At 49.9% G+C, this 22653-nt stretch carries 20 protein-coding genes and 1 pseudogene; 5 read left to right on the forward strand and 16 right to left on the reverse strand.

All coding sequences use genetic code 11. The features are described 5' to 3' along the window. Nucleotides 1–8 precede the first annotated feature (8 nt). The 5 genes from BN1044_RS08415 to exbB all read right to left on the reverse strand — a co-directional run bounded on the left by BN1044_RS08415 (nucleotide 9) and on the right by exbB (nucleotide 5305). Nucleotides 9–2102, reverse strand: coding sequence for a S9 family peptidase (locus BN1044_RS08415; RefSeq protein ID WP_072308359.1), 2094 nt, complete (start codon nucleotides 2100–2102; stop codon nucleotides 9–11). Nucleotides 2103–2246: 144 nt separating this feature from the next. Further along, nucleotides 2247–3029 (reverse strand): TonB family protein, encoded by a 783-nt coding sequence (locus BN1044_RS08420; RefSeq protein ID WP_072308313.1) that lies wholly within the window; start codon nucleotides 3027–3029, stop codon nucleotides 2247–2249. An 11-nt stretch (nucleotides 3030–3040) separates the two neighbouring features. After that, nucleotides 3041–3922, reverse strand: coding sequence for a ChaN family lipoprotein (locus tag BN1044_RS08425; RefSeq protein ID WP_072308314.1), 882 nt, complete (start codon nucleotides 3920–3922; stop codon nucleotides 3041–3043). 77 nt (nucleotides 3923–3999) lie between these two features. Continuing rightward, on the reverse strand, nucleotides 4000–4434 hold the full coding sequence (gene exbD, locus BN1044_RS08430; protein WP_072308315.1) for a TonB system transport protein ExbD: 435 nt from the start codon (nucleotides 4432–4434) through the stop codon (nucleotides 4000–4002). 4 nt (nucleotides 4435–4438) lie between these two features. After that, nucleotides 4439–5305 carry a tonB-system energizer ExbB gene (exbB, locus tag BN1044_RS08435; protein ID WP_072308316.1) on the reverse strand — a complete coding sequence of 289 codons (867 nt, stop codon included), beginning with the start codon at nucleotides 5303–5305 and terminating at the stop codon, nucleotides 4439–4441. Between the two features lie 474 nt (nucleotides 5306–5779). Here exbB and yddG point away from each other — a divergent pair, with 474 nt between their 5' ends. After that, complete coding sequence (gene yddG / locus BN1044_RS08440) at nucleotides 5780–6691, forward strand: aromatic amino acid DMT transporter YddG (protein ID WP_072308317.1); 912 nt, start codon at nucleotides 5780–5782, stop codon at nucleotides 6689–6691. A gap of 66 nt (nucleotides 6692–6757) precedes the next feature. On the opposite strand, the gene BN1044_RS08445 is transcribed toward yddG, so the two are convergent. From BN1044_RS08445 to BN1044_RS24300, 11 genes and pseudogenes are all read right to left on the reverse strand, one after another. Continuing rightward, nucleotides 6758–7270, reverse strand: coding sequence for a 4-hydroxyphenylacetate 3-monooxygenase reductase subunit (locus BN1044_RS08445; protein ID WP_025800105.1), 513 nt, complete (start codon nucleotides 7268–7270; stop codon nucleotides 6758–6760). Between the two features lie 19 nt (nucleotides 7271–7289). Further along, the gene (gene hpaB / locus BN1044_RS08450; protein WP_072308318.1) at nucleotides 7290–8852 is read right to left on the reverse strand and encodes a 4-hydroxyphenylacetate 3-monooxygenase, oxygenase component; all 1563 of its coding nucleotides are present in this window, start codon (nucleotides 8850–8852) and stop codon (nucleotides 7290–7292) included. 209 nt (nucleotides 8853–9061) lie between these two features. Continuing rightward, nucleotides 9062–9949 (reverse strand): 4-hydroxyphenylacetate catabolism regulatory protein HpaA, encoded by an 888-nt coding sequence (gene hpaA / locus BN1044_RS08455; RefSeq protein WP_046458316.1) that lies wholly within the window; start codon nucleotides 9947–9949, stop codon nucleotides 9062–9064. A 162-nt stretch (nucleotides 9950–10111) separates the two neighbouring features. Further along, entirely contained in the window at nucleotides 10112–11488 is a 1377-nt protein-coding gene (gene hpaX / locus BN1044_RS08460; protein ID WP_072308319.1) for a 4-hydroxyphenylacetate permease, read from the reverse strand. A 23-nt stretch (nucleotides 11489–11511) separates the two neighbouring features. After that, nucleotides 11512–12315 carry a 4-hydroxy-2-oxoheptanedioate aldolase gene (gene hpaI, locus BN1044_RS08465; RefSeq protein ID WP_072308320.1) on the reverse strand — a complete coding sequence of 268 codons (804 nt, stop codon included), beginning with the start codon at nucleotides 12313–12315 and terminating at the stop codon, nucleotides 11512–11514. A gap of 10 nt (nucleotides 12316–12325) precedes the next feature. Then, complete coding sequence (gene hpaH, locus BN1044_RS08470; RefSeq protein ID WP_072308360.1) at nucleotides 12326–13129, reverse strand: 2-oxo-hept-4-ene-1,7-dioate hydratase; 804 nt, start codon at nucleotides 13127–13129, stop codon at nucleotides 12326–12328. A gap of 25 nt (nucleotides 13130–13154) precedes the next feature. Next, a complete protein-coding gene (locus tag BN1044_RS08475; RefSeq protein ID WP_072308321.1) occupies nucleotides 13155–14633 on the reverse strand; it encodes an NAD-dependent succinate-semialdehyde dehydrogenase in 1479 nt (492 codons plus the stop codon). A 77-nt stretch (nucleotides 14634–14710) separates the two neighbouring features. Continuing rightward, on the reverse strand, nucleotides 14711–15094 hold the full coding sequence (locus tag BN1044_RS08480; protein WP_072308322.1) for a 5-carboxymethyl-2-hydroxymuconate Delta-isomerase: 384 nt from the start codon (nucleotides 15092–15094) through the stop codon (nucleotides 14711–14713). Nucleotides 15095–15103: 9 nt separating this feature from the next. After that, the gene (gene hpaD, locus BN1044_RS08485; protein ID WP_072308323.1) at nucleotides 15104–15961 is read right to left on the reverse strand and encodes a 3,4-dihydroxyphenylacetate 2,3-dioxygenase; all 858 of its coding nucleotides are present in this window, start codon (nucleotides 15959–15961) and stop codon (nucleotides 15104–15106) included. Between the two features lie 63 nt (nucleotides 15962–16024). After that, nucleotides 16025–17491: a 5-carboxymethyl-2-hydroxymuconate semialdehyde dehydrogenase gene (gene hpaE / locus BN1044_RS08490; RefSeq protein ID WP_072308324.1), complete on the reverse strand. Its 1467-nt coding sequence runs from the start codon at nucleotides 17489–17491 to the stop codon at nucleotides 16025–16027. Further along, nucleotides 17488–18893: pseudogene (locus BN1044_RS24300) on the reverse strand (fumarylacetoacetate hydrolase family protein). The gene hpaE and the pseudogene BN1044_RS24300 overlap by 4 nt, the downstream one beginning before the upstream one ends. Nucleotides 18894–19246: 353 nt before the next feature. Here BN1044_RS24300 and hpaR point away from each other — a divergent pair. From hpaR to lpxP, 4 genes are all read left to right on the forward strand, one after another. Then, on the forward strand, nucleotides 19247–19690 hold the full coding sequence (gene hpaR / locus BN1044_RS08505) for a homoprotocatechuate degradation operon regulator HpaR (RefSeq protein ID WP_072308327.1): 444 nt from the start codon (nucleotides 19247–19249) through the stop codon (nucleotides 19688–19690). A gap of 288 nt (nucleotides 19691–19978) precedes the next feature. Further along, nucleotides 19979–20617 carry a hypothetical protein gene (locus BN1044_RS08510; RefSeq protein ID WP_072308328.1) on the forward strand — a complete coding sequence of 213 codons (639 nt, stop codon included), beginning with the start codon at nucleotides 19979–19981 and terminating at the stop codon, nucleotides 20615–20617. A 459-nt stretch (nucleotides 20618–21076) separates the two neighbouring features. Continuing rightward, nucleotides 21077–21289, forward strand: coding sequence for a transcription antiterminator/RNA stability regulator CspE (gene cspE, locus BN1044_RS08515; RefSeq protein ID WP_004095506.1), 213 nt, complete (start codon nucleotides 21077–21079; stop codon nucleotides 21287–21289). 311 nt (nucleotides 21290–21600) lie between these two features. Further along, nucleotides 21601–22545 carry a kdo(2)-lipid IV(A) palmitoleoyltransferase gene (gene lpxP / locus BN1044_RS08520; protein WP_072308329.1) on the forward strand — a complete coding sequence of 315 codons (945 nt, stop codon included), beginning with the start codon at nucleotides 21601–21603 and terminating at the stop codon, nucleotides 22543–22545. Nucleotides 22546–22653 lie beyond the last annotated feature (108 nt).

Here is a 22653-nt window from a genome sequence, read left to right on the forward strand (position 1 = left end):
CGGTTGGTTCAGCGTTGATTATCTACGGCCAGAATAAAGTTATATTCCAGCGCAGTATTTTCTACTCGTTTGAGCCGGCCTGATTTACCGCCGTGTCCGGCCTGCATATCGGTGAGTAATAATAGTTTTCCGGTTCCTAATTGATTTTCTCGCAGTTTGGCTACCCATTTTGCCGGCTCCCAATATTGCACCTGCGAATCGTTTAGGCCGGTGGTCACTAATAAGTTGGGATAGCGCATAGGCTTTATATTGTCGTAGGGGCTGTAGGCCTTCATTTGCTGATAATCTGCCAGCCGATGTGGGTTTCCCCACTCGTCATATTCACCGAGCGTGAGGGGGAGGGTGTCATCGAGCATGGTGGTGACGACGTCGACAAAAGGAACCTGCGCAACAATGGCGTTAAACAGCTCCGGCTGTTGGTTCATGACCGCGCCAACCAATAACCCTCCGGCGCTGCCGCCCATGGCATACATCCGACCGGGCTGACCAAAACCGCGTTCAACCAAACCGCGTGTTGCATCGATAAAGTCATTGAAACTGTTGGGCTTATTCGCCAGTTTTCCCTGTTGATACCATTGCTGACCGAGCTCGCCGCCGCCGCGGACGTGGATCATGGCGAAGACGAAACCGCGATCCAGTAGGCTAAGGCGATTGGCGCTGAAGGCGGGATCCATGCTCATACCGTAGGCGCCGTAGCCATAAACCAGTAACGGGCTTTGCTTGGCCTTGAACATTTTTTTGTTGTAAACCAAGGATACCGGTACTTTCACGCCGTCGCGTGCGGTGATCCAAATTCGTTCGCTGTGATAGTCCTGTGGCTGCGTGTTTTTAACTTCCTGACGCTTAAGCAGCGTGCGTTTGCCGCTGGATAAATCCCATTCGTAGGTGCTGGTTGGCGTCGTCATCGACGAATAACCGTAGCGTAAACGATCGGACTGCGGCTCAGGGTTATAGCCTAACCATGCCATATAGCTGGCATCGTCGAAGGGTAATGTGTCTTCAGCGTGAGATTTCCAGTTGATTTTGCGTATCTGGCTCAGGCCATCACTGCGTTCAGCAACCACCAGCCAGTCTTTGAATAAGGTAAAACCTTCGATCATTTTATTGGGCTGTGGGGCAACTAAAGGCTGCCATGAATGACCAATAGCGTTGGTTTGGTATAAACCAAAATTGGCATTTTCAGGGTTGGAGCGCAGATAAAACGTGCCGTTGAAGTGATCCAGATAATATTCAACGTTTGGCTGGCGTGCGGTAAATAATACGGGCGGCGCATCCGCTTGGTCAGCATCTAATAAACGCACTTCAGACGACGTGTTGGCGCTTAGGGTTATCAGTAAATAGCGGTCAGATGCCGTGCGTGACAGGCTAAGATAAAACGCGCCGTCATTTTCTTGATAAACCAGTTGGTCTTGTACCCGCGGTGTGCCAATGCGGTGGCGATAGACCTGATACGGCACCAGCGTTTGTGGATGATTGCGGACATAAAATAGGGTGCGTCCATCGTTTGACCACAACATATTGCCTGATGTGTTTTCGATAACCTCGGTAAGCCACTGTCCGTTGTTTAAATTCCGTAGAGAAATACGGTATTGGCGTCGGCCTTGGGTGTCTTCGGCAACGGCCATCATCTGGTTATCTTGGCTGATCGCCAGACTGCCTAAGCGATAGTAAGCTTGGCCTGTTGCACGTAGATTTCCATCAATCAGCGTTTGCCACACGGTGCTGCCCGCCAGCGGTTGGCGCTGAGCCACGGCAAAGTTTTTACCGAGCAGATAGACGTCTTGATAGCGGTAGCCGTTACGTTGGTAAGGCACTGAGCGATCTTCAGGGCTCATGCGCTCAACCATCTCGCGATATAAGGCTTGGTACTGCGCGGAATACGGTTTTAATGCCGCGTTGGCGTAGTGGTTTTCATCTTGCAAATAGCGCAAAACTTTCGGATTGGCACGGCTTTCATCACGTAGCCAAAAATAGTTGTCGATACGCCGATCGCCATGTTCGATGAGCGTTTTGGGGATTTTCTGCGCCCGAGGCGGCTGTAGTTTGGCAGCCAATGGCTCAGGAGAAAATAATTCAGCGGCAGATAGGTGCCAAGAGCACATCGCCGTGAGCGTCATTAATAACAAAAATTTTTGCCACAATTCACGCATGGTGCGTCCTTTTGGTTCTTTGGGCGAATAGCTGGCCCTGCCAGAAAATTCCAGCATGAAGATAAGTGAGATTTTTTCAGCACAAGCTGGGTTAACTTACTGCTGTTTTAATTCTGCTAAATCAAAGTTGATCGGCATTTTTACGCTATAAAGCCCGCCGTTTAATATTTCCGTCGGTGGTTTTGGCAGCGGTTGGGCGCGCTCTAAAACCTCCACCGCCTCGCGATCCAACGAAATGGTGCCGGATGAGGTATAAAGCTGATTACCCTGCACGAAACCTGCCGCATTCACGGTGAACGTCACCACGGCGAGGCCCGTACGGGCGCGTCGACGGGCATCAAGGGGATACTTTTTGTATCGGTTTAGATGACCCTTAACCAAGCTTTCCCACGATACTTTCTCGCTATTACGCTTGGTGGCATCGCTGTTGAACGGTGCCGCAATGTTTGCCGATAGCGTATTTGCCTGAGGTGCTGCATTGCTGGCTATGGCGGCATGGCTGGCATCGCTGGTTTGATCTTTAATCTTATTTATCGGGCGAGGTTTTTTCTTCTCTCCGTCAGCCGACTTCTTCTGCTTCGCCACCTCAATGACGGCTTGTTTGGCTACCACCATCTTTGGCTGCGCTTTATCCTTAACCTGTTGTTTTTCCTCTGCCGCCGCTGACTGCTGTTGAGCAATGCCAATCGGCAACGGCGTGGGTGAAGCAGGCGCTTGGATAGTTTCAGCCCATTGCAGCATCACCGCTGGAGGGGGCTCATAGGGCGGTTTAGCGTCAGACGAACGCCAAACCAGTGCCGCTAGACATGTGCCATGAACCGCCAGCGCGAAGATAAACCAGCGGCCCCATTTGGGCTGTGTGTGATAGAGAATATCCATAGTGTTTTGACTTACAGCTCAGGTTTTGGCTGAGGGACGTACCAAACGTAATCGGCCTGCGCCAAGGTAATATTCATACCCGTCTCAGCCAGCATTAAAACGATCGGGCGCGATGAAGGAGCGAGATCTTGCATATGCAGTGGAACGCCCATGGTTTTCGCCGCGTGGTAGCCACCGGCGATCAGCATGGCCGGCGCAGGGGCTGCAAGTAGCTGCTGCGCCATAAATCGATCGCGCTGCTGTTGAATGGCGATCATCGCTTTTAACTGTGCCGGTTCGATTTTCCCATCATGCATCGTGACGATGGTTTCACGAATCGCGTTTTGTACCTGTGGCGCGGTGGAGATTTTTCCAGCGGGAAGCCGTGGGTTTTTGTATAAAGACTGCACCTGTTCGCGGGAGAGATTCGCCACCAGCAGAGGGTAGGGGGCACGCAGGGTTTGCATCACTACGCCGTGATACATCTCCCACGGCCAGCCTTGTTGCCAGTTTAGCAATGTCTGAATACGGCCTTCGCGCACCATCGGATCGTCTTTTAACCATTTTTTGAGCTGATCGACGCGCGGCTGTTGATCGATGGTCAGCATTTCTAGCAGTACGCTGCCCTGTGGGCGCTGCTGCGGGAGATTTTTGATCAACCACATTTCAATCAGGTGATGCTGCGCGTTATCGTGTTTTTCTCCGACGATTAGCCGTGGCTGCGGCGCGATACGCGTGAGTAACTCCTGGCTGGTTAGGGTTTCACCGTTGTGCAAATCGATGATGGTGCCCAAGGTGTTTACATCGTTTAGCGCGGATGCGCGTGATGGTCGAGTCAATGTTGGTTGGCTGCATGCACTGAGTGCTAATGTGGCTAATATAATCAGAGACTTAAGGCTAAATAGTGTGCTCATGTCTTTGGCCTAAAGGCGGCCGTTTGGCCGCTATATCATAAAATGTTTAATAACGAGTAGGGGTAGCTCAACGCAGGTTAAGGCGCGACCGATTCCATACTGACTAATCCCACCTTGAGATAACCCGCCGTGCGCAGCGTATCCATCACCGCCATTAACGTGGCGTAGTCCACCGCTTTGTCTGCTTGCAGAAAAATGGTGGTGTCTTTGTCTGCTTTGGTTTGCTCGCTGAGCTGCTCGCTGAGCCGATCGCGGGTGGTTAGCGCATCACCGAGATAAAGCTGTTTATCTGCTTTAATGGTCAGATAGACCGGCTTATCCGGGCGTGGCTGCGGCTGTGCCGAGGATGCCGGTAAGTTCACGCGAATATCGACGGTAGCCAGTGGGGCTGCGACCATAAAGATAATCAGCAAGACCAGCATAACGTCGATGAAAGGCGTGACGTTGATGTCGTGAAGCTCACGGCTTTCAGCGGATTCGCCAGCGGAATAATCATGAATGTGCAGAGCCATACCGCTATCCCACCTGCTGTTGGGGGGCGTTGAGGTCAAGATCGCGGCTCAGCAGCAACAGAATTTGCGCGGCTGCGTCTCCCACCTGTGCGCGATGTTCGTTAATCATGCGGCTGAACAGGTTGTAAATCACCACGGCGGGGATCGCGGCAATCAGCCCCATGGCGGTAGCCAGTAGCGCTTCGGCGATGCCTGGCGCAACGACGGCCAGATTGGTCGTTTGCGAATGTGCAATGCCAATAAAGCTATTCATGATGCCCCAAACGGTGCCGAATAAGCCGATAAACGGTGCCACTGCACCAATAGTAGCGAGATAGCCGTTGCCTTTGGCAAGCTGGCGACCATAGGCCGCAACGCGCCGATCGAGGCGGAAATTAGTTCGGTCTTTAATACCGTTAAGATCGGCTGCGTGGGTTGAAAGCTGTTTTTCATCTTGAGCATCGCGTAATAGGGCGGCGCTTATGCTGTTCTCGGCGAAGGACTGCGATAATTCACAGGCCGTGGATAAAGAATTAGATGGAAACAGTAAGCGATATTCGCGGCGTAATTGCTGTTTAGCGCGCAGCAGCGCAATGCTTTTGGCAAATAAGATGGTCCATGTGATAACGGATATAACGATTAATCCAATCATCACGCTTTTCACCACAATATCAGCCTGCTGATACATGCCGAAAATAGAAAGATCCAGCGATGAAATTCCACCGGTAGAGACGTTTTGAACCGTATTTCCCTGCTCGTTAATGAGTGGTTCAGCACTTGCGTATTGGGCTATACCGAAACTGAGTAATAGTGCCAGAGATGGTTTTAGCATCCTGTTGAACTTGCCGTTCAAAAGGGTGAACTGTGCCAAAAAGTTTTCCGCTAATGCCATGCGGAGCCTCCATTTTATTTTTTTCGTTGGATTTAACTGCATTTGTTGCGGACAGGATGCTAGCAAAGATTTAGATCAAATGATACTCATTATCATTCTCATTTGATTAGGTGAGTAATTATTTTTAGAATTAAGAATAAATTTAGGTTAATTAATGATTCTGGCTATTTTGCCTGTTGTTTTAAATTTAATTAGCTATGTGGATATTGTTTTTCGGTGGTTCGTGGTTAGGTCTAACGCAAATTATTGTATTTAACATATTGTGCTAAATACTTTTTTAGAATGAAGTTAGATGATAAATCATCTGATTTTATGTTTGCCAGCGCAGCGCTGTTTATGGCTATCTGGATAATATCCATGATGATGTTGTTGGATTTATCTATCTGAATACGTGAGAATGCTTAACTTGAGCCGCCCAATCAGCGCTATCTTTTTGGGCCAAATTTTTTTCTCTTTTATTCACTGCGAGGCAGCATGGATAGCAGTAGCAGAACAAAAGCAAATGCCTGTGGCATCTTGGCCATCTTGCTTTGGAGCACCATCGTTGGCCTGATTCGTAACGTTAGCGAAGGTGTTGGGCCAGTGGCAGGTGCCGCGTTAATTTATACTGCGGGTTCTGTATTTCTCTTTATTCTGCTGGGTTCTCCCAAGCTGCGGGCTTTTAAGCCGGTTTATTTGTTGGCCGGTGGGGCTTTGTTTGCTAGCTATGAAGTTTGCCTCTCTTTGGCGTTGGGTTATGCCACCACGCGAGCCCAGTCGATTGAAGTTTCAGTCATTAACTATTTATGGCCGAGTTTTACCGTGTTGCTCTCTTTTTTGTGTAGCGGTGGTCGGTTAAAAATCAGTTTATTGTTGGGCGTGTTTCTGTCGTTATTAGGCGTCACGGTGGTAATAAGCGGCGGTTCATTAGCCTCACTTTCTGGCATGGCGGAGAATATCGTTGCTCATCCGGTTAGCTATGTCTTGGCGTTTGTTGGCGCTATCCTGTGGGCGGTGTATTGCGTTGTGACCAACAAATACGCCAACGGACAAAATGCAGCGGCGCTGTTCTTCGCACTTACCGCCGTCTGTTTGTGGATTAAATGGTTATTAGGCGGGGCTGAGAGTTTTACTATTTCTTTGCATAGCGCATTTTATATTGCCATGGCCGGTGCTGCGATGGGCTTTGGCTATGCGGCGTGGAATATCGGTATGATTCGAGGGGATATTAATCTGTTGGCCACGCTTTCCTATTTTACGCCTATCCTTTCGGCGTTATTTGCGTCGCTGATTTTATCTTCTTTGCTGCCGCCCACTTTCTGGTTAGGTGTTTGCGCAGTCACCGCCGGAGCGATTATTTGTTGGCTGTCGACCAAGCCGAAGCGGGTAAATAAAGCGCTTAAGTAACTGGATAAAAATGGCCAAGCAAACGCGATGTTGCTTGGCCTGATATACAGCGAGCCTATGGCAATTTTATACTGCGACGGCCTCGAGCATCACCGGATGAAAATGGCGCTTGAAGTAAATCAGCCCATGACCCGCTTCACTCAGCGTGATCTGTTTGATCTGCACCAAATACACCAGATGTGTACCGATAGTTTGTACCTGCTCAATTTCGCCTTCGAGACTGGCTAGGGTTCCGCGCAGCATCGGTTGGCCGAGAATGCCTTTGGTCCAGATATCCCAGCTAAAGCGTTCTTCCATGCTGGTGCCCGTCATCCCCGCAAAATGTCGCGCCATCAGTTCTTGCTCATGGCTAAGCACGTTGACGCAGAGTTTTCCGTTCTCCTGAAACACAGGGTTCATCGCGCTGTTACTGTTGATGCATACCATCAGCGATGGTGGTGTATCTGTTACTGAGCAGACGGCGGTGGCGGTGATCCCACAGCGACCCGCAGGGCCATCGGTGGTTACGATGTTGACCGCGGCCGACAGACTGGACATGGCATCGCGAAAACGTAGACGGTGTTCATTTTCTAAAGACATACTGGCCTCCCGCTACTGATTATTTCAGCAGCTTGTCTAACATATTAATATCGTTGTTATTGTGCAGGTGTGGAACGGTCCAACCGTGCTGGTCATATTCCGACAGACAGCGATCAACCATGGCCATCATGCGATCCATATTGCCGGAGCTTTGTGCCTGACGCAGACATTGCAGACGGATTTCATCTTGGCTGCCTGAGTAGTTGATTTCATAAAGCTCATGACGACCGCCGAACTCACTGCCGATGGCGTCCCACATCAGTTTTAAAATCTTGATGCGCTCAACGTGATCCATACCGTTTGAGCCGCGTACATAGCGGGCGAGGTATTTATCTATCTCTGGATTGTTGAGATCGCGCGCGCTGGACGGCAGATAAATCAGGCCGCTGGTGACGTTGCGCTCGATAATGTTTTTGATTTTGGCATAGGCCATTGGAGCCATGACGCGGTAGGTTTGTAGCGCGGCGTGATCGGGTAAATAAGCGCCGTTCACCCACGGAGTGGCTTCTGAACACATCGAATCGCTCAGCGCCCAAAACATATTGCGCCACGCGACAACTTCACCGAGATCGGCCTGTACGCCACGGAACTCAGAGGTTCCGGTACATTCCAGACTTTTTTTCAACAATGCGGTGATGAAATCGAGTTTAACCGCCAAACGCACACAGGCTTGAAGGGGATACATGCGGGCAAATCCCCCCTCCATTGTCCAGCGGCGACAGCGGTCGAAATCACGATAGATAAGCACGTTTTCCCATGGGATCAGGACCTTATCCATCACCAGAATCGCGTCATTTTCATCGAAGCGGCTGGAGAGCGGATAGTCGTAAGGGGAGCCGGTGGCACCTGCCACCATTTCGTAAGAGGCGCGTGAAATGAGTTTGACGCCGTCGGCGTCCATAGGTGCGACAAACATCAGCGCGAAATCTGGGTTTTCGCCCATGACCTGAGCAGAACCAAAACCGATCATGTTGTAGTGAGTGAGCGCCGAGTTGGTCGCTACCACTTTGGCACCGCTAACGATAATGCCAGCATCAGTTTCTTTTTCGAGTTTGATGTAAACGTCTTTCACTTCGTCAGCGGGTTTGTGGCGATCGATAGGCGGGTTGACGATGGCATGGTTGAAATAGAGCCCCGTTTCCTGAATGCGTTTGTACCAATGGCGGGCGTTGTCTTCGAACTGTCCATAAAATGCAGGATTTGCGCCTAATGCGCTGCCGAATGCGGCTTTGTAATCGGGTGTCCGTCCCATCCAGCCATAGCTCAAGCGTGACCATTCGGCGATAGCATCGCGCTGCTGGCGTAGATCGTCGCTGCTTTTCGCGAAGCGGAAGAATTTGTGGGTATAGCCGCCGCTGCCGGTATCGGTTCCCCAGCACAGTTTGTCCTGCATCTCGGGCTTGTGTAGGGCGTCATACAGTTGACCTACCGATGCCGCGGCGTTGCGAAATGCCGGATGAGTGGTGACATCTTTGACTCGCTCGCCGTAGATGTAGATCTCACGGCCATCTTGCAGGCTTTTTAGGTACTCTTCACCGGTTAACGGGCGTTTGGCGTCGGCACGGAAATCTTCAGGTTTCATGTTTACCTCACAGTAGGGTCAGAATCCAAGAACGACCTTCTGAAAGGCGTTCACTGGCTGTTTGTTAATTTATTGTTTTGTTTTTGTTTCTTAATTGAAGCGTTTAAACAGGGTTTCAGGAAGATACTTTTGAGGTAATCACTGGTACTTTTCAGGCGAGAGTGGCGGTTTGTTGGAAGAATGTGATCCAGCACGAATTTTGTACTGGATCAGTGTGAAACGGCGATCTGTTCGGCACGGTAGGCGCTGGGTGAACAGCCCACTAACCGATTAAAAAAACGGGCAAAATAGGCGGGATCTTTGAATCCAAGCTGATAAGCAATTTCACTTACGGCGCTGTCGCTAAACAGCAGCAGGCGCTTGGCCTCACGTAGCTGGCGGTCGAAAATTAAGCGTTTAGGGGGGCGGTTGGCGAAACGTCGGCAGATGTCTGTCAGCCTCGACTCCGTAATCCCGAGCTTATTGGCATATTCCGGCACTGACCAATGTAGACGGAAATTCTCGTCGATAAGCTGATTAAGACGCTGGAAAACACGCATTTCTCCGCGCATTCCGCTGGAGGATTGTTCGTCGAGCGGAACATTGCGTAACAGTAGGGTGAACACCGCCTGTGCCAAAAGTACTAGCGTATGCTCGCGTCCTCCCAGCTCGCTGGTGGACTCGCGGGCAATCAGTGCCCAGTAGTGGTCTAACGCCGCTAATTCCTGAGGTTTATCAGCCAGTGATAGGCAAATACCTGGCAGATCGAAAGCATCGCGTTTGCCGGGATAGAGCACCTCCAGCAGCGGCCAAATCAGTTCTTGGCGAACGGTTAGCACATGACCGTCGCTGTCTGGCTCGGTGAAAAATGCGTGTGGCACCGAGGGCGGCGTGAGAACAAACAGCGGTGCCTGCACCGAATAGCGGTGGTCGTCGAGCTGTAGCTCAATTTGGCCAGTATTCAGAAAGTGCATTTGGAAAAAACTGTCATGGCGGTGTGGCTTCATATCCCGCCCAAAGAAGGCTGCCATGCGGGCGAATGATTGGTAATGCACATCATCAGATCCCTGCGTTTCGTCGTAGTCTTTGCTGATGTCGATGTTGGTTATTTGGCTCATGGCTATTCCTTAATGGCGGTGATGCTGACCTATAGAACCCCACCCCGACCCTCCCCTTCGCAGGGGAGGGAGTATTACGGAGACTTATTTTAATCACGTGTCTCGGTCAGCCCCTCTCCCCTTATTCAGAACGGAAAAGGGGAGGTTAGAAGGGGGGATATCTTATGGCGTTGCCCGTGGTCGCGAGCCTTTCATCGGGATCAGCCAGATAATGATCGCGCCCACAATCAGCAGCCCTGCGACAAAGTAGAGTCCCGAGTTGAAGTTTCCGGTTTGATCTTTAAGCCAGCCAATCAGCAGCGGGCTCACCGCTGAGCCAATGTTGCCAGTGGCATTGATCACCGCGATCCCAACGGCTCTGGCTCGCAGGCTGATCGACTGGTCAGGCGTTGTCCAAAAAATCGCCATCGCACTAAATGAGCCCGTGGAGGCCATGATGATCCCCAATAGCTGGATCATGTTGTGATCGGTGGCTGAAGCCAGTAGCCAACCGACGGCGGCGAACAAAAACGGCAGCGCGGTATGGTGTTTTCGTTCCTGCATGCGGTCGGAGTGTTTGCTCCACCAAATCATTCCCGCGATGGTGCAAAACTGCGGAATAGCGGCGAGTAAACCAATCGTGATATTGCTGCTCGATTGGTTAAAACTCTGCATGATCTGGGGAGTCCAGATGCTAATGGCACTCAGCGTATTGGTGAGACAGAAGTAGGCCAGCGTGTACATCAGCACGATCGGGGTGAAAATTTCACGCCACATGCTTGGCCGCTGTAGGGCATTGTGGCTAAGCGCTCCTTCAGGCTGAACCAGCTGCAAATTATCACTGTCCATCATCTCTTGCAGGCAGTCTTTATCTTCCTGAGTTAACCATTTGGCTTTCGACGGCTTATCGTCAAGGTAGTACCAAACGATGATGCCTAATAGCACCGAGGGGAAACCCTCCAGCAGGAATAGCCATTGCCAGCCTTTGAGGCTCAGAATGCCGTCGAGTGACAAAATATAGCCGGAAACCAGCGAGCCGAGCGCGGTGGTCACAGGCATAGCTATCATAAACAGCGCATTGGCTCTGGCGCGGAAATAGGCGGGGAACCAGTAGGTGAGGTAAACCAAGATGCCAGGCAGGAAGCCCGCTTCGGTAATGCCGACGATCATACGCAGCACATATAAACTGTGCGGCCCGGTGGCGAACATGGTTGCCGTTGACGCCAGCCCCCACAGCACCATGATCGTCGCGATCCAACGACGTGCGCCGACGATGCCCAGCATAATGTTGCTGGGGATGCCGAAAATCACATAGGTGGCATAGAACAGCGTGGTCGCTAGCCCAAACATGGTGGCGCTAAGGCCGAGATCTTTTCCCATCGTTAAACCGGCAAAACCGATATTGATACGATCGAGAAATGAAAATACAAACAGTACGAATAAAAATACGATCAGACGGCGGAAGAGTTTGTTGATAACCCGCTGCTGCGGTTCTGTAAGGTTTTTATGCCGATGGGCTGGCTCGGCCTCGTTAGATACCGCTGATGTTGAATCGCTCATTTGCCTTTCCCCTCAGAATGAACTCAGTAAACGCCAGCGGAGGTCGGTGGCTCGTTGCTCTTGCCAAAACGTGCCGCCAGATTTTCAGCCGCGCGGGCTAGCAGGGTGGTATCAACGCCAACGGCAACAAACAACGCGCCGAGCTGGAGATAGCGATCGGCAACCTCTGGCGACGCCATCAAGATCCCCGGCGCTTTGCCTGCGGCTTTAATCTGCAAAATCGCGTTTTCAATCGCGCTTTTGACCTCTGGGTGTTGAGGATTGCCCGCATATCCCATATCGGCGCTTAGATCGGCAGGGCCGATGAATACGCCGTCGATGCCTTCAATATCCAGAATATGTGGCAGGTTGCGTAGGGCTTCACGGGTTTCGATTTGCACCAAAACGCACATCTGTTCATTCGCCTGCTGTAGGTAGTCAGGAATACGATTCCAACGTGATGCGCGCGCTAGCGCGCTGCCAACGCCGCGGATCCCCTGCGGCGGATAGCGGGTGGCGCGTACCGCAGCCAGCGCTTCGTCGGCATTTTGTATCATCGGGATCAGCAAGGTTTGTGCGCCAATGTCGAGCAGCTGTTTAATTTGTACCGCGTCATTCCATGAAGGGCGTACCACAGGTTGGCTAGGATAAGGTGCAATAGCCTGTAGCTGGGTAAGCACGGTTTGTATGTTATTAGGCGCGTGCTCTCCGTCGATCAGTAGCCAGTCAAAACCGGCACCGGCTAAAAGTTCTGCGCTGTAGCTGCTGCACAGACCAAGCCATAAGCCAATCTGTGGGCGCCCTTCTTTGAGGGCCTGCTTAAAGCTGTTATGTAGGGTCGAGGACATGAGGTTTTCCTTATACAAAGCGGCAGCTAATGCAGCCCATGTTGCCGTAATCCACGTGGAAGGTGTCGCCGCGTCGGGCAGGCACAGGGCGGGTAAATGAGCCACCGAGAATGATTTGCCCGGCTTCTAGCTGCACATCGTGAGCGGCAAGCTTATTGGCTAACCATGCGACGCCGTTGGCCGGATGATTGAGCACGGCGGCAGCAACGCCCGATTCTTCAATCACGCCGTTGCGATACATCAGCGCGCTGATCCAGCGCAGATCTAATGCATCGGGTTTGATGGGACGACCACCTAAAATCACGCCCGCGTTGGCGGCGTTATCCGAAATGGTGTCGAACACTTTGCGTGGGCGTTGGCTATCTGGGTCGATGTTGTGGCAGCGGGCGTCAATGAGCTCAAGCGCGGGGATCACGTAATCCGTTGCGTTATACACATCAAACAGCGTGCAGTTTGGCCCACGTAAAGGCTTCGCCAGAACGAAGGCCAGCTCGACCTCAATGCGCGGCACGATAAATTTATCGATGGGAATGTCGCTTCCGTCTTGAAAAAACATGTCATCAAGCAGTGCGCCGTAATCGGGTTCGCTGATCTGCGAGCTGGCCTGCATGGCTTTTGACGTTAAACCTATCTTGTGGCCTTTGAGTACGCGGCCTGCGTTGATTTTGAGATCGACCCACTGACGCTGGATCGCGTAGGCGTCATCAATGGTGATCTGCGGGTGATCGAGTGATATCTGGCGGATCTGCTCACGGCTTTGCTCAGCCTGATGCAAGCGGTGGGCGATCTGGCTTATTGTTTCTTTCGTTAACATTGCGTTATTTGCCGTCATAGGCACCTCAGTTGTTCTCAATTCCGCCAAAGCAGAGATATTTCACTTCCAGATAATCTTCGATTCCGTAGCGCGAACCTTCACGCCCCAAACCCGATTGCTTAATCCCGCCAAACGGCGCGACTTCGTTTGAAATCAGCCCTTCATTGATGCCAACCATTCCGCTTTCTAGCGCTTCGGCCACGCGATAAATACGGCCAATATCGCGTGAGTAGAAGTAGGCGGTGAGGCCTGATTCAGTTTGATTCGCCAAGCGAATGGCTTCGGCTTCGTCACGAAAACGAAAGAGGGGAGCCACCGGACCGAAGGTTTCTTCATGCGCAATGCGCATGGATTCAGTGACATGGCTCATGACGGTGGGCTGGAAAAAGAGCCCACCCAGCGCGTGTTTTTCTCCGCCGGTAAGAATGTGTGCACCGAGTGAAACCGCGTCGCTGATGTGTGCCTGTACCTTTTCAATCGCCGCTTGATTAATTAAAGGGCCTTGTTGGGAAGCGGGTTCAATCGCAGGGCCAACGCGCAGTTCGCTAACGGCGCGGGTTAAACGCTGGGCAAATTCATCGTAGATGCCGTCTTGCACTAGAATGCGGTTGGCGCACACGCAGGTTTGCCCGCTGTTGCGAAATTTAGCAGCCAATGCGCCTTGGACAGCCGCATCAAGATCTGCGTCGTCAAAAACGATGAACGGCGCGTTGCCTCCGAGCTCTAGCGAGAGCTTTTTCACCGTGGCGGCGCTTTGCTGCATCAGCAGCTTTCCAATGCGCGTGGAGCCGGTAAATGAGAGCTTCCGTACGATTGAGCTTTGCGTTAATACGTTGCCAATCGCCGCCGCATCGGTGCCGGTGACGATGTTAAACACACCGGCAGGGATCCCTGCTTCGTGTGCCAGAGCGGCAAGGGCCAGCGCCGAGAGCGGCGTTTCCGGCGCGGGTTTTAATACCACGGTGCAACCAGCGGCCAGCGCTGGCGCAACTTTGCGGGTAATCATGGCGTTGGGGAAATTCCACGGCGTAATAGCGGCAACGACGCCGACGGGCTGCTTGATGGTGCTGATGCGCCGACCGGGTAAGGGGGAAGGAATGGTTTCGCCATAAACGCGTTTCCCCTCTTCGGCAAACCATTCGATAAAGCTAGCACCGTAGGCAATTTCGCCCATCGCCTCGGACTGTGGCTTACCCTGCTCTAAGCTGAGTAATTCGGCCAGTTCGGCCTGATTTTGCATAATCAACTGAAACCAGCGTTGCAGCGTTTGGCTGCGTTGTTTTGCCGTTTGCTTGCGCCATGCTGGCAGTGCGTCGGCGGCTGCACGAATGGCGGCTTCAGTTTCATGCGCGGATAGATCGCTGACTTCGGCAATGGTCTCGCCGTTTGCCGGATTGGTGACCGCAAAAGTGCGGCCATCGGTGGCGCTTTGCCAGTGGCCATTAATGTAAGCCTGATGGCGAAGTAGCCCACGCGATGCGTGGGTGGTGAAAGGCGATGTCATGATGGATCCTTGTTATTTTTATGATGTTGGCCGCTGACGCTTTCCCTCTCGTTGCATGCGAGAGGGCGATTTTTTCGCTAAGACTTGAACAGGGCATGCACGTTGTTTTGTTTGTAATTAAGCTGCGGGTGGAGCTCTTCAATTTCGAAAGAGAGCGCCAGATAGCGGCTTGCCATCAGCGTGGCGAAGTGCGTTTTGATCAGTTCAAACAGCATTTCACCGACCTGCTGGCGGCTTTCTAAACTGCGTCCTGAGCCAATCTTTAGCGTCATGTGCACGAAGGCATAGTCGTGCTTTCCGTCTGCCATTTGCCATGTGTCTAGCCAGATGGCGCGGCTGCGGATCCCGCCGATAGGGAAAATACCGGTGGCGGCAAGCGCGGCGTTAACCTTGGCAAATAACGCGGGGAGGTCAGCCTGTTCACGGATGTTGTCGGTGCATTCAGCGTAGAAATGTGGCATGGCGTGGCCTCAAGCGTGTTCTGGCAGGGGGAAAACGGCGTTGACCTGCCCGGTTCCCGAACTGGCAAAGAGATCGGTAATAAACTCCACTTTGCCGTCGTATTTGTCCCAACCGAGCATGCCGAGCAGCATAACGGTGTCGTGCATGTTGCCTTCGCCGTAGCAGTAGTCGGCATATTCCGGCAGCATGTCGCAGAACTCTTTGAATTTTCCTTCACGCCATAACTTGACCACGCGTTCATCCATTTGGTGATCGAATTCACGGGTGTAGCTGTTCATGCCTTGTTCGGCGCGCTGATCGTCAATGAAACGATGGGAAAGTGAGCCGCTGGCGAGAACCGCTACGGTGCCATCGTATTGTTCGATCGCTTTCAGAATGGCCTCACCTAGCTTGCGGCTGTCTTCAAAGGCGTGAACGGTACAAAACGCTGAGATGGAGATCACTTTGAAGTGTTGGTCGCTGTTCATATAACGCATTGGAACCAGCGTGCCGTATTCGAGCGATAGGCTAGGGATATTGTGAGCCTGAGCGCGAACGCCCAGCGCGCAGGCTTCTTTGGCGATAAGCTGCCCGAGTTCGGGATTACCGTTGTATTCATAGGCCATATCACGAATGAAATGCGGCAGTTCATGGCTGGTATAAGTGCCGGCAAAATGATCTGCGCAGTTAATGTGATAGGCGCTGTTCACGAGCCAGTGGGTGTCGAACACGATAATGGTGTCTACGCCCATTTCACGACAGCGCTTGCCAATCTCTTTATGTCCATCAATGGCGGCTTGACGACAACCGTGATTTTTACCCGGTAACTCAGACAGATACATGGATGGAACATGCGTGATTTTGGCCGCTAAGGCTAACTTTCCCATATTTCCTCGCTTCTCGTTTTAATACATTGCGGAGGCCCCAGCGTGAGCGCTGGGGAATTGGTGCTAGACGCCCCATTTAGGGATGGGGTGATCGCCCATCGAGATACAGACGTTCTTCATTTCAGCAAAGACTTCAAAGCTGTATTCCCCGCCTTCGCGTCCGGTACCCGAGGCTTTGACGCCGCCAAACGGTTGGCGCAGATCGCGTACGTTCTGCGTGTTAACAAACACCATGCCGGCTTCGATGCTGCGCGCCAGTCGCAGCACTTTGCTGACGTCCTGTGTCCAGATGTAGGAGGCCAATCCGTATTCCACGTCGTTGGCCAAACGCAGGCCTTCGGCTTCATCTTTGAAGGGCATCAGGCAGGCCACGGGGCCAAATATTTCTTCCTGTGCCACGCGCATACGGTTATCGACATCAGCCAGTACGGTTGGGCGTAAGAAATTGCCATTTTTAAGCGAGGCGGGTAGATCGCTCGGCTTATCTGGGCCGCCGGCAAGCAGCGTGGCGCCTTCTTCAATGCCTAAGCGGATATAGCCGGAGACTTTTTCCCAATGCTGGCGGCTGATGAGCGCGCCAACCTGAGTATTGGGATCTTGTGGATCGCCAACGCGTAGGCGGTTAGCGCGTTCGGCAAAACGTTTAATAAATTCGGGATAGATGCTTTGCTGAATGAAAATGCGTGAGCCCGCGGTGCAGCGTTCGCCGTTAATGGAGAAGATGGTGAATAAAGCCGCATCCAAGGCGCGTTCGATATCGGCATCTTCAAAAATCAGCACCGGTGATTTGCCGCCGAGCTCCATAGAGTATTTCTTCAAGCCCGCATTTTTCATGATGTTGCGACCGGTCGCGGTACCGCCGGTGAAAGAGATTGCGCGTACGTCGTGATGGCGAACCAACGCATCGCCCGCCGTAGCGCCATACCCTTGAACCACGTTTAGCACGCCCGCAGGAATTCCAGCCTCAAGCGCTAATTCGCCTAGGCGATCGGCGGTCAGGGGGGAAAGCTCGGACATTTTCAACACCGCAGTATTGCCAAGTGCTAAGCAGGGCGCGACTTTCCATGTTGCGGTCATAAACGGGACGTTCCACGGCGAAACGAGCGCGCAAACACCGACGGGTTGTACGAGGGTGTAATTGAGCATTTTGTCGTCGACGGGATAGGTTTTGCCGTTCATCTGCTGACAAATTTCAGAGAAAAACTCAAAGTTATGCGAAGCACGCGGGATCAGCACATTTTTCGTTTGATGAATTGGCAGACCGGTATCCGCTGTTTCCATTGCCGCAATTTCTGGGACATTTTCGTCAATCAACTCACCTAAACGACGCATTAAACGCGCACGTTCTTTCATCGGCAGATTGGCCCATTTAGGGAATGCCTCTTTCGCGGCAGCCACGGCAAGATTGATTTCGTCTTCGCTGCCAGAGGCGACTTCCGCTAATACTTCGCCATTAGCCGGATTAGTGGTTTCAAAATACTGTTTGCTGGCAACGTTTTTACCGTTGATCCAATGATTTATTTTTTTCATCGCAGGCTTTCCTCATATTCGGCTTGGCTAATAATGCGGTTCATCAGGCGTCCAACGCCTTCAACCTCAACGATAACTTCATCGCCCGGCACCACATCTGACAGACCTTTTGGCGTGCCGGTAGCGATCATGTCGCCCGGTTGTAACGTCATAAATTCACTTAAATAAGCGATTAGGAATGGGATATCGAAAACAAGGTCAGCGGTGGTACCGCGCTGGCGTAGCTCACCGTTTACATAGGTGCTGAGCGTTAAATTATGTGGGTCGGGAATGTCTGTTTTATCAACGATCCAAGGGCCGATCGGCGTTAGCGTGTCGCGGCTTTTTACGCGCAGGTTAGGGCGGTAGTAATTTTCTAAATAATCACGAATAGCGTAATCGTTACACACGGTATAACCGCCAACGTAGTCCATGGCTTCATCCGGCGTGACCTGAAATGTAGGCTTGCCAATGACTACCACAAGTTCGGCTTCGTAGTGCATGTACTCAATGTTATCGGGGCGAACCGATATTTGCTGGTGGCCGGTTAAAGAGTTCGGTGCCTTGATAAAAATAAGGGGCTCTTCTGGGGCTTTAAAGGCCAGCTCGGCGGCGTGATCGGCATAGTTCAGGCCTAACGCGAATAGCGTGCCTTCAACGGGGGGCAACCATTGCACGTCATCAGTCAAAATTTTGCTGCCGTTAGGCAAACAGGCACGGTGCTGCTCGTCGATAGTGACGTTAAAATCTTGCCCTTGATGGCGAATGCGAGCGTGTTTCATACGGTTTCTCCCGTCCTTTTGAGCTGTAGGCGTACGCTGTTTTCAAGTGTTGGCAGGCCTGCCGCTTTAATGGTGATGCTGTCGCCAGGCTGGATATCAACGCGTTGCTGGGGAGTTCCTAATAAAATGACATCCCCCGGTTGTAGAGTGGCGAAGTCGCTCAGGGCACTGAGGAGCTCTGCGGCACTGCGGTTCAGGTCTTTGGTTGTCCAGCGGTTGGCTTCTTTCCCATTGATTTCGGTGATGATATCTACAGCATCGACATGGGCTAGCGGGGCTAATTCGCCTAACGGGCAGAAGCCGTCGCGGCATTTGGCTTTGATGGCTGGGCGATAAAAGGACTCTTCCGGCAAACTCACATCGTTAGCCAGCGCATAGCCCGCAATGTAATCTGCGGCATCGGTGGTGGAGACTTTTCGGGCGGTTTTTCCAACGATCAGCGCAATAGTGGCTCCGCTTTGTACCCTTTCACCCTGAGGAACAGGAATTGTATCGCCGCCGTGGATAACGGTATTGCGAGGTTTGATAAACCAAACTGGGGTTTTGGGCGGTGTTTGATAAGGCGGTTGCTGAAATGCATCAAGCCAAGCTTCTGTCTGGCTACGGTGATTGAGCGCAACGGCAAAGATGGTGCCTTTCATGAACGACTCCTTTGAAAATGGTCGTATCGGTACGAGAAATGGTTTTTATTAATATGTTAATGATCATGTTTTAATCCTTGTTTAACATTTAGGCAATAAAATCAGCCTGAAGTGTGATCTTAGTAACAATGTTTTTACATTTAAATAAATTATTTTCTTTTAAATCATTTTGTTATGTTTCATATGTGTTTTTAAGCTTGTTTATTTGAAACTTAACTGAAACAAATATTTTCTGAATAAATAATTATTTAGTTATTAATGAGTTTCAATTTGATCTCATGATAAGTCCATGTAGAATGCCTAAAATGTACCAAGCTTTATTCTTGGTTGGCTTTTCTTAAGAGTGTGAATCTATGCATGAATCTTTGACTATTGCCCTTCTACAGGCGCGGGAAACCGCGATGGGTTTTTTCCGCCCCATTTTGAAAAGCCATAACCTCACGGAGCAGCAATGGCGCATTATTCGAGTATTAGCCGTTGATAATTCCATTGATTTTCATGAGCTTTCTTGCAAAACCTGCATTGTGCGTCCGAGCTTGACCGGTATTTTGACGCGCATGGAAAGAGATGGTCTTATCCTGCGTTTAAAGCCGATAAGCGATCAGCGTAAGCTGTATGTTTCACTCACTCCTGAAGGTAAAAACCTTTATGAGAAAGCACGCTCGCAGGTTGAAGAGGGATATCAGGCGATTGAACGGGCTTTTTCAACGGAAAAGATGGTTCAGCTAACCAGCTTACTGGATGAATTAATTGCATTAGGTGATGCGGCCTTGTGCCAAGGCGAGAGTGAAAAATAGGCTGACATGCCTATATTTTTTTGCGTTTAAAAACTTATTATATTCTATACATAAAGTGCGTATTTTTATTCCCATGTCTAAAATACCATCTGTATTGGCACAGCTAATTGTTTATTCGATGTATTTTAGATGAGCAATTTGTGCTGAATTTATATTGCGATAAATAATGGTAATGTTTATAGGTTAATATTTACACCTAAGCACAAATTGAAAAATGTCACTGACAAAGCATTGTTAAATTGATAGGACTGCAGAATAAATAGATCTTAAAATGCTATGAATATTCCTATGAATATAAATAAAACACTTTCACCTGCTACGGCAGTTCTCGCTATCATTGCTGTTACATTTCCTTTCCTTGCTGTGTTTAAACTTCCCCTAGCTCATGGTGTGGTGGTGCAGGTTATTGAAGATGTGCAATCAGCGTGGTTACTTTTTGGAGCGTTCTTTACATGGTTTTATATGAAACCTTTAACGCTTGCTCCACGGCAAAAAGCCTTCTGGTGCTGGGCTACGGTGTGGTGGGTAGTGCTGTTTGGCCGAGGCATTAGCTGGGGTAGGGATTTTTTCCCAGAGACACCTAAAATTTATTTTAGAATAATTTCCGTCATTTTAATTGGCACTTTATTGCTGATGCTATTATTACCTGCATTACGAAAAGAAATTGCCGAAAGAATAAAACATCAAAGTATTCCATTATGGACTGTATTGTTGATGGTAGTGTGTTTTCTTATTTCAGATACGATTGAGCATCATAGATTATTAGCACCTCTATTTATTAGAGATAGCCATTACCAGGATTTACTTGAGGAACTTTACGAACTTCCATTTATGCTGTGTTTGTTTGATATATCTCTGGGCATAATGCGTTCGGATAAGAAAATGCTTAACCAAGAAAATATAGCGATGATTGAATCGTATTATTAAAGTCATTTTTGCTCTTAAAATAAGTTCTCCATGAATGCACGTTGAAGATCCCCGCGTGCATATTTGCTTATCATAAACCGCTAATTGTGATTGTTAACGATCTTGCGTACAGGTCGAATTATTTTTTCGATACATACTCACGCCAGAAATTATTTCTATGGGTATGATTATTTTTCAAGGAAAAATGTGGTTTTGTTTCGTTGATTTTATTGTCTTTTTTTTCTTTTGAGAAAATTCTTGTGATAGTGCTTGCGTAAAACTACCAAACATGCGTTAATGCTCTCGGTTTGTAATGCAGAACCAGTATGAAAGACATTTTAGTAAAGCAGTTCTTTGTTTAGCGATGTGTATCACTTCGCTCATGAATTTCCTTCTTTAGTGCTCCCGTACGTCCTCTGATAGAACAGACCTTTTTCGCCCGAGAGCGGCGACTCTACTTTAAATATATTAGGAAATATCATGTCTGATAAAATGACTGGCTTAGTAAAATGGTTTGACGCTGGTAAAGGTTTCGGCTTCATCACTCCAGACAACGGCAGCAAAGACATCTTCGTTCACTTCTCTGCAATCCAGAGCACCGCATTCAAAACTCTGGACGAAGGCCAGCGTGTTGAGTTCACTGTTGAAAATGGCCAGAAAGGTCCTTCAGCAGCTAACGTTGTAGCTCTGTAATATTGCTTTTAAGTGACCACCAGAGTTTGCAAATTTGGGTAATCCTAAGTTGCTAAACCGGTAATCATTTAATTAAAACGGGTCCTGTTTATTCAGGACCCGTTTTATTTTGTCTGGTTGTGTATTCTCAACGTTAATATTTGTAAATCTAGTATCATTCTGAAAATTAAGACAGATAAGATAAATCTGCTGTGCGAATAAAATAAAATTTATTAAGTTTTATTTTTGCTGCAACTTAATCAAATGCAGTGAGTCAAACACTATATGTACCGCTATAGATAAATTCTTCTTTATGCGATACGCAAACTGCTATGTATAAAGAAAGAAGGTCTATTGTGAAACACTCTGGTTTTTCAACAAGCTTGCTGCACCCGCGCCATTGGCCGCTGTGGTTTGGGCTAGGTTTGTTATATTTATTAGTTCAACTACCTTACCCTATCATTCGCCGTCTTGGCGGAGCGATGGGGCGTATCTCCAAACGTTTCCTAAAACGCCGTGTTACGATTGCACGACGTAATCTCGAACTGTGCTTCCCTGAACTGTTACCTGAAGAGCTAGACGCTCGCGTGACGGATAATTTTACGTCTTTAGGCATCGGGCTGCTAGAAACCGGAATGGCGTGGTTTTGGTCTGATGCGCGCATCAAGAAGTGGTTTGATGTGAGCGGAATTGAGAACCTTAATGCAGCCTTAGCGGAAAACCGTGGCGTGATGGTGATTGGCGTACACTTTATGTCGCTTGAGTTGGGCGGACGCGTAATGGGGCTTTGTCGCCCTATGATGGCAATGTATCGCAAACACAACAATAAAGTGATGGAGTATGTTCAAACCCGTGGACGTTCTCGTTCGAATAAAGCGATGATTGATCGTCGTAATCTGCGTGGTATGGTGCATGCGCTTAAAGCCGGTGAGGCTGTGTGGTTTGCCCCAGACCAAGATTTTGGGCCGAAGGGAAGTTCGTTTGCTCCATTCTTTGCAGTTAAAAAAGCGGCTACCACAAACGGCACCTTTACTATCGCTAAACTGGCTAAGCCTGTTCTACTGACAACGGTGTTGATCCGTAAGCCAGACGGCAGCGGCTATCACCTTATTATTCAGCCCGGCCTGAAAGATTATCCTTACGATAATGAACAGGCAGCCGCTGAATTTATTAATAGCGTGATTGAGAAAGAAATTTTGCGCGCGCCAGAACAATATTTATGGCTGCATCGCCGATTTAAAACACGGCCTGTTGGAGACACTTCTCTCTACGCCTAATTAGCTCATAAATTATTTTAATTAAATACTAAACCCCGAACCATTTCTTAAGCGAATGTTCGGGGTTTGCGCTATTCTAAGCCCCGAATTTTTAAGTCTGATAATTTC

The organism is Hafnia alvei (assembly GCF_900095695.1).
Taxonomy (GTDB): Bacteria; Pseudomonadota; Gammaproteobacteria; order Enterobacterales; family Enterobacteriaceae; genus Hafnia; species Hafnia alvei_B.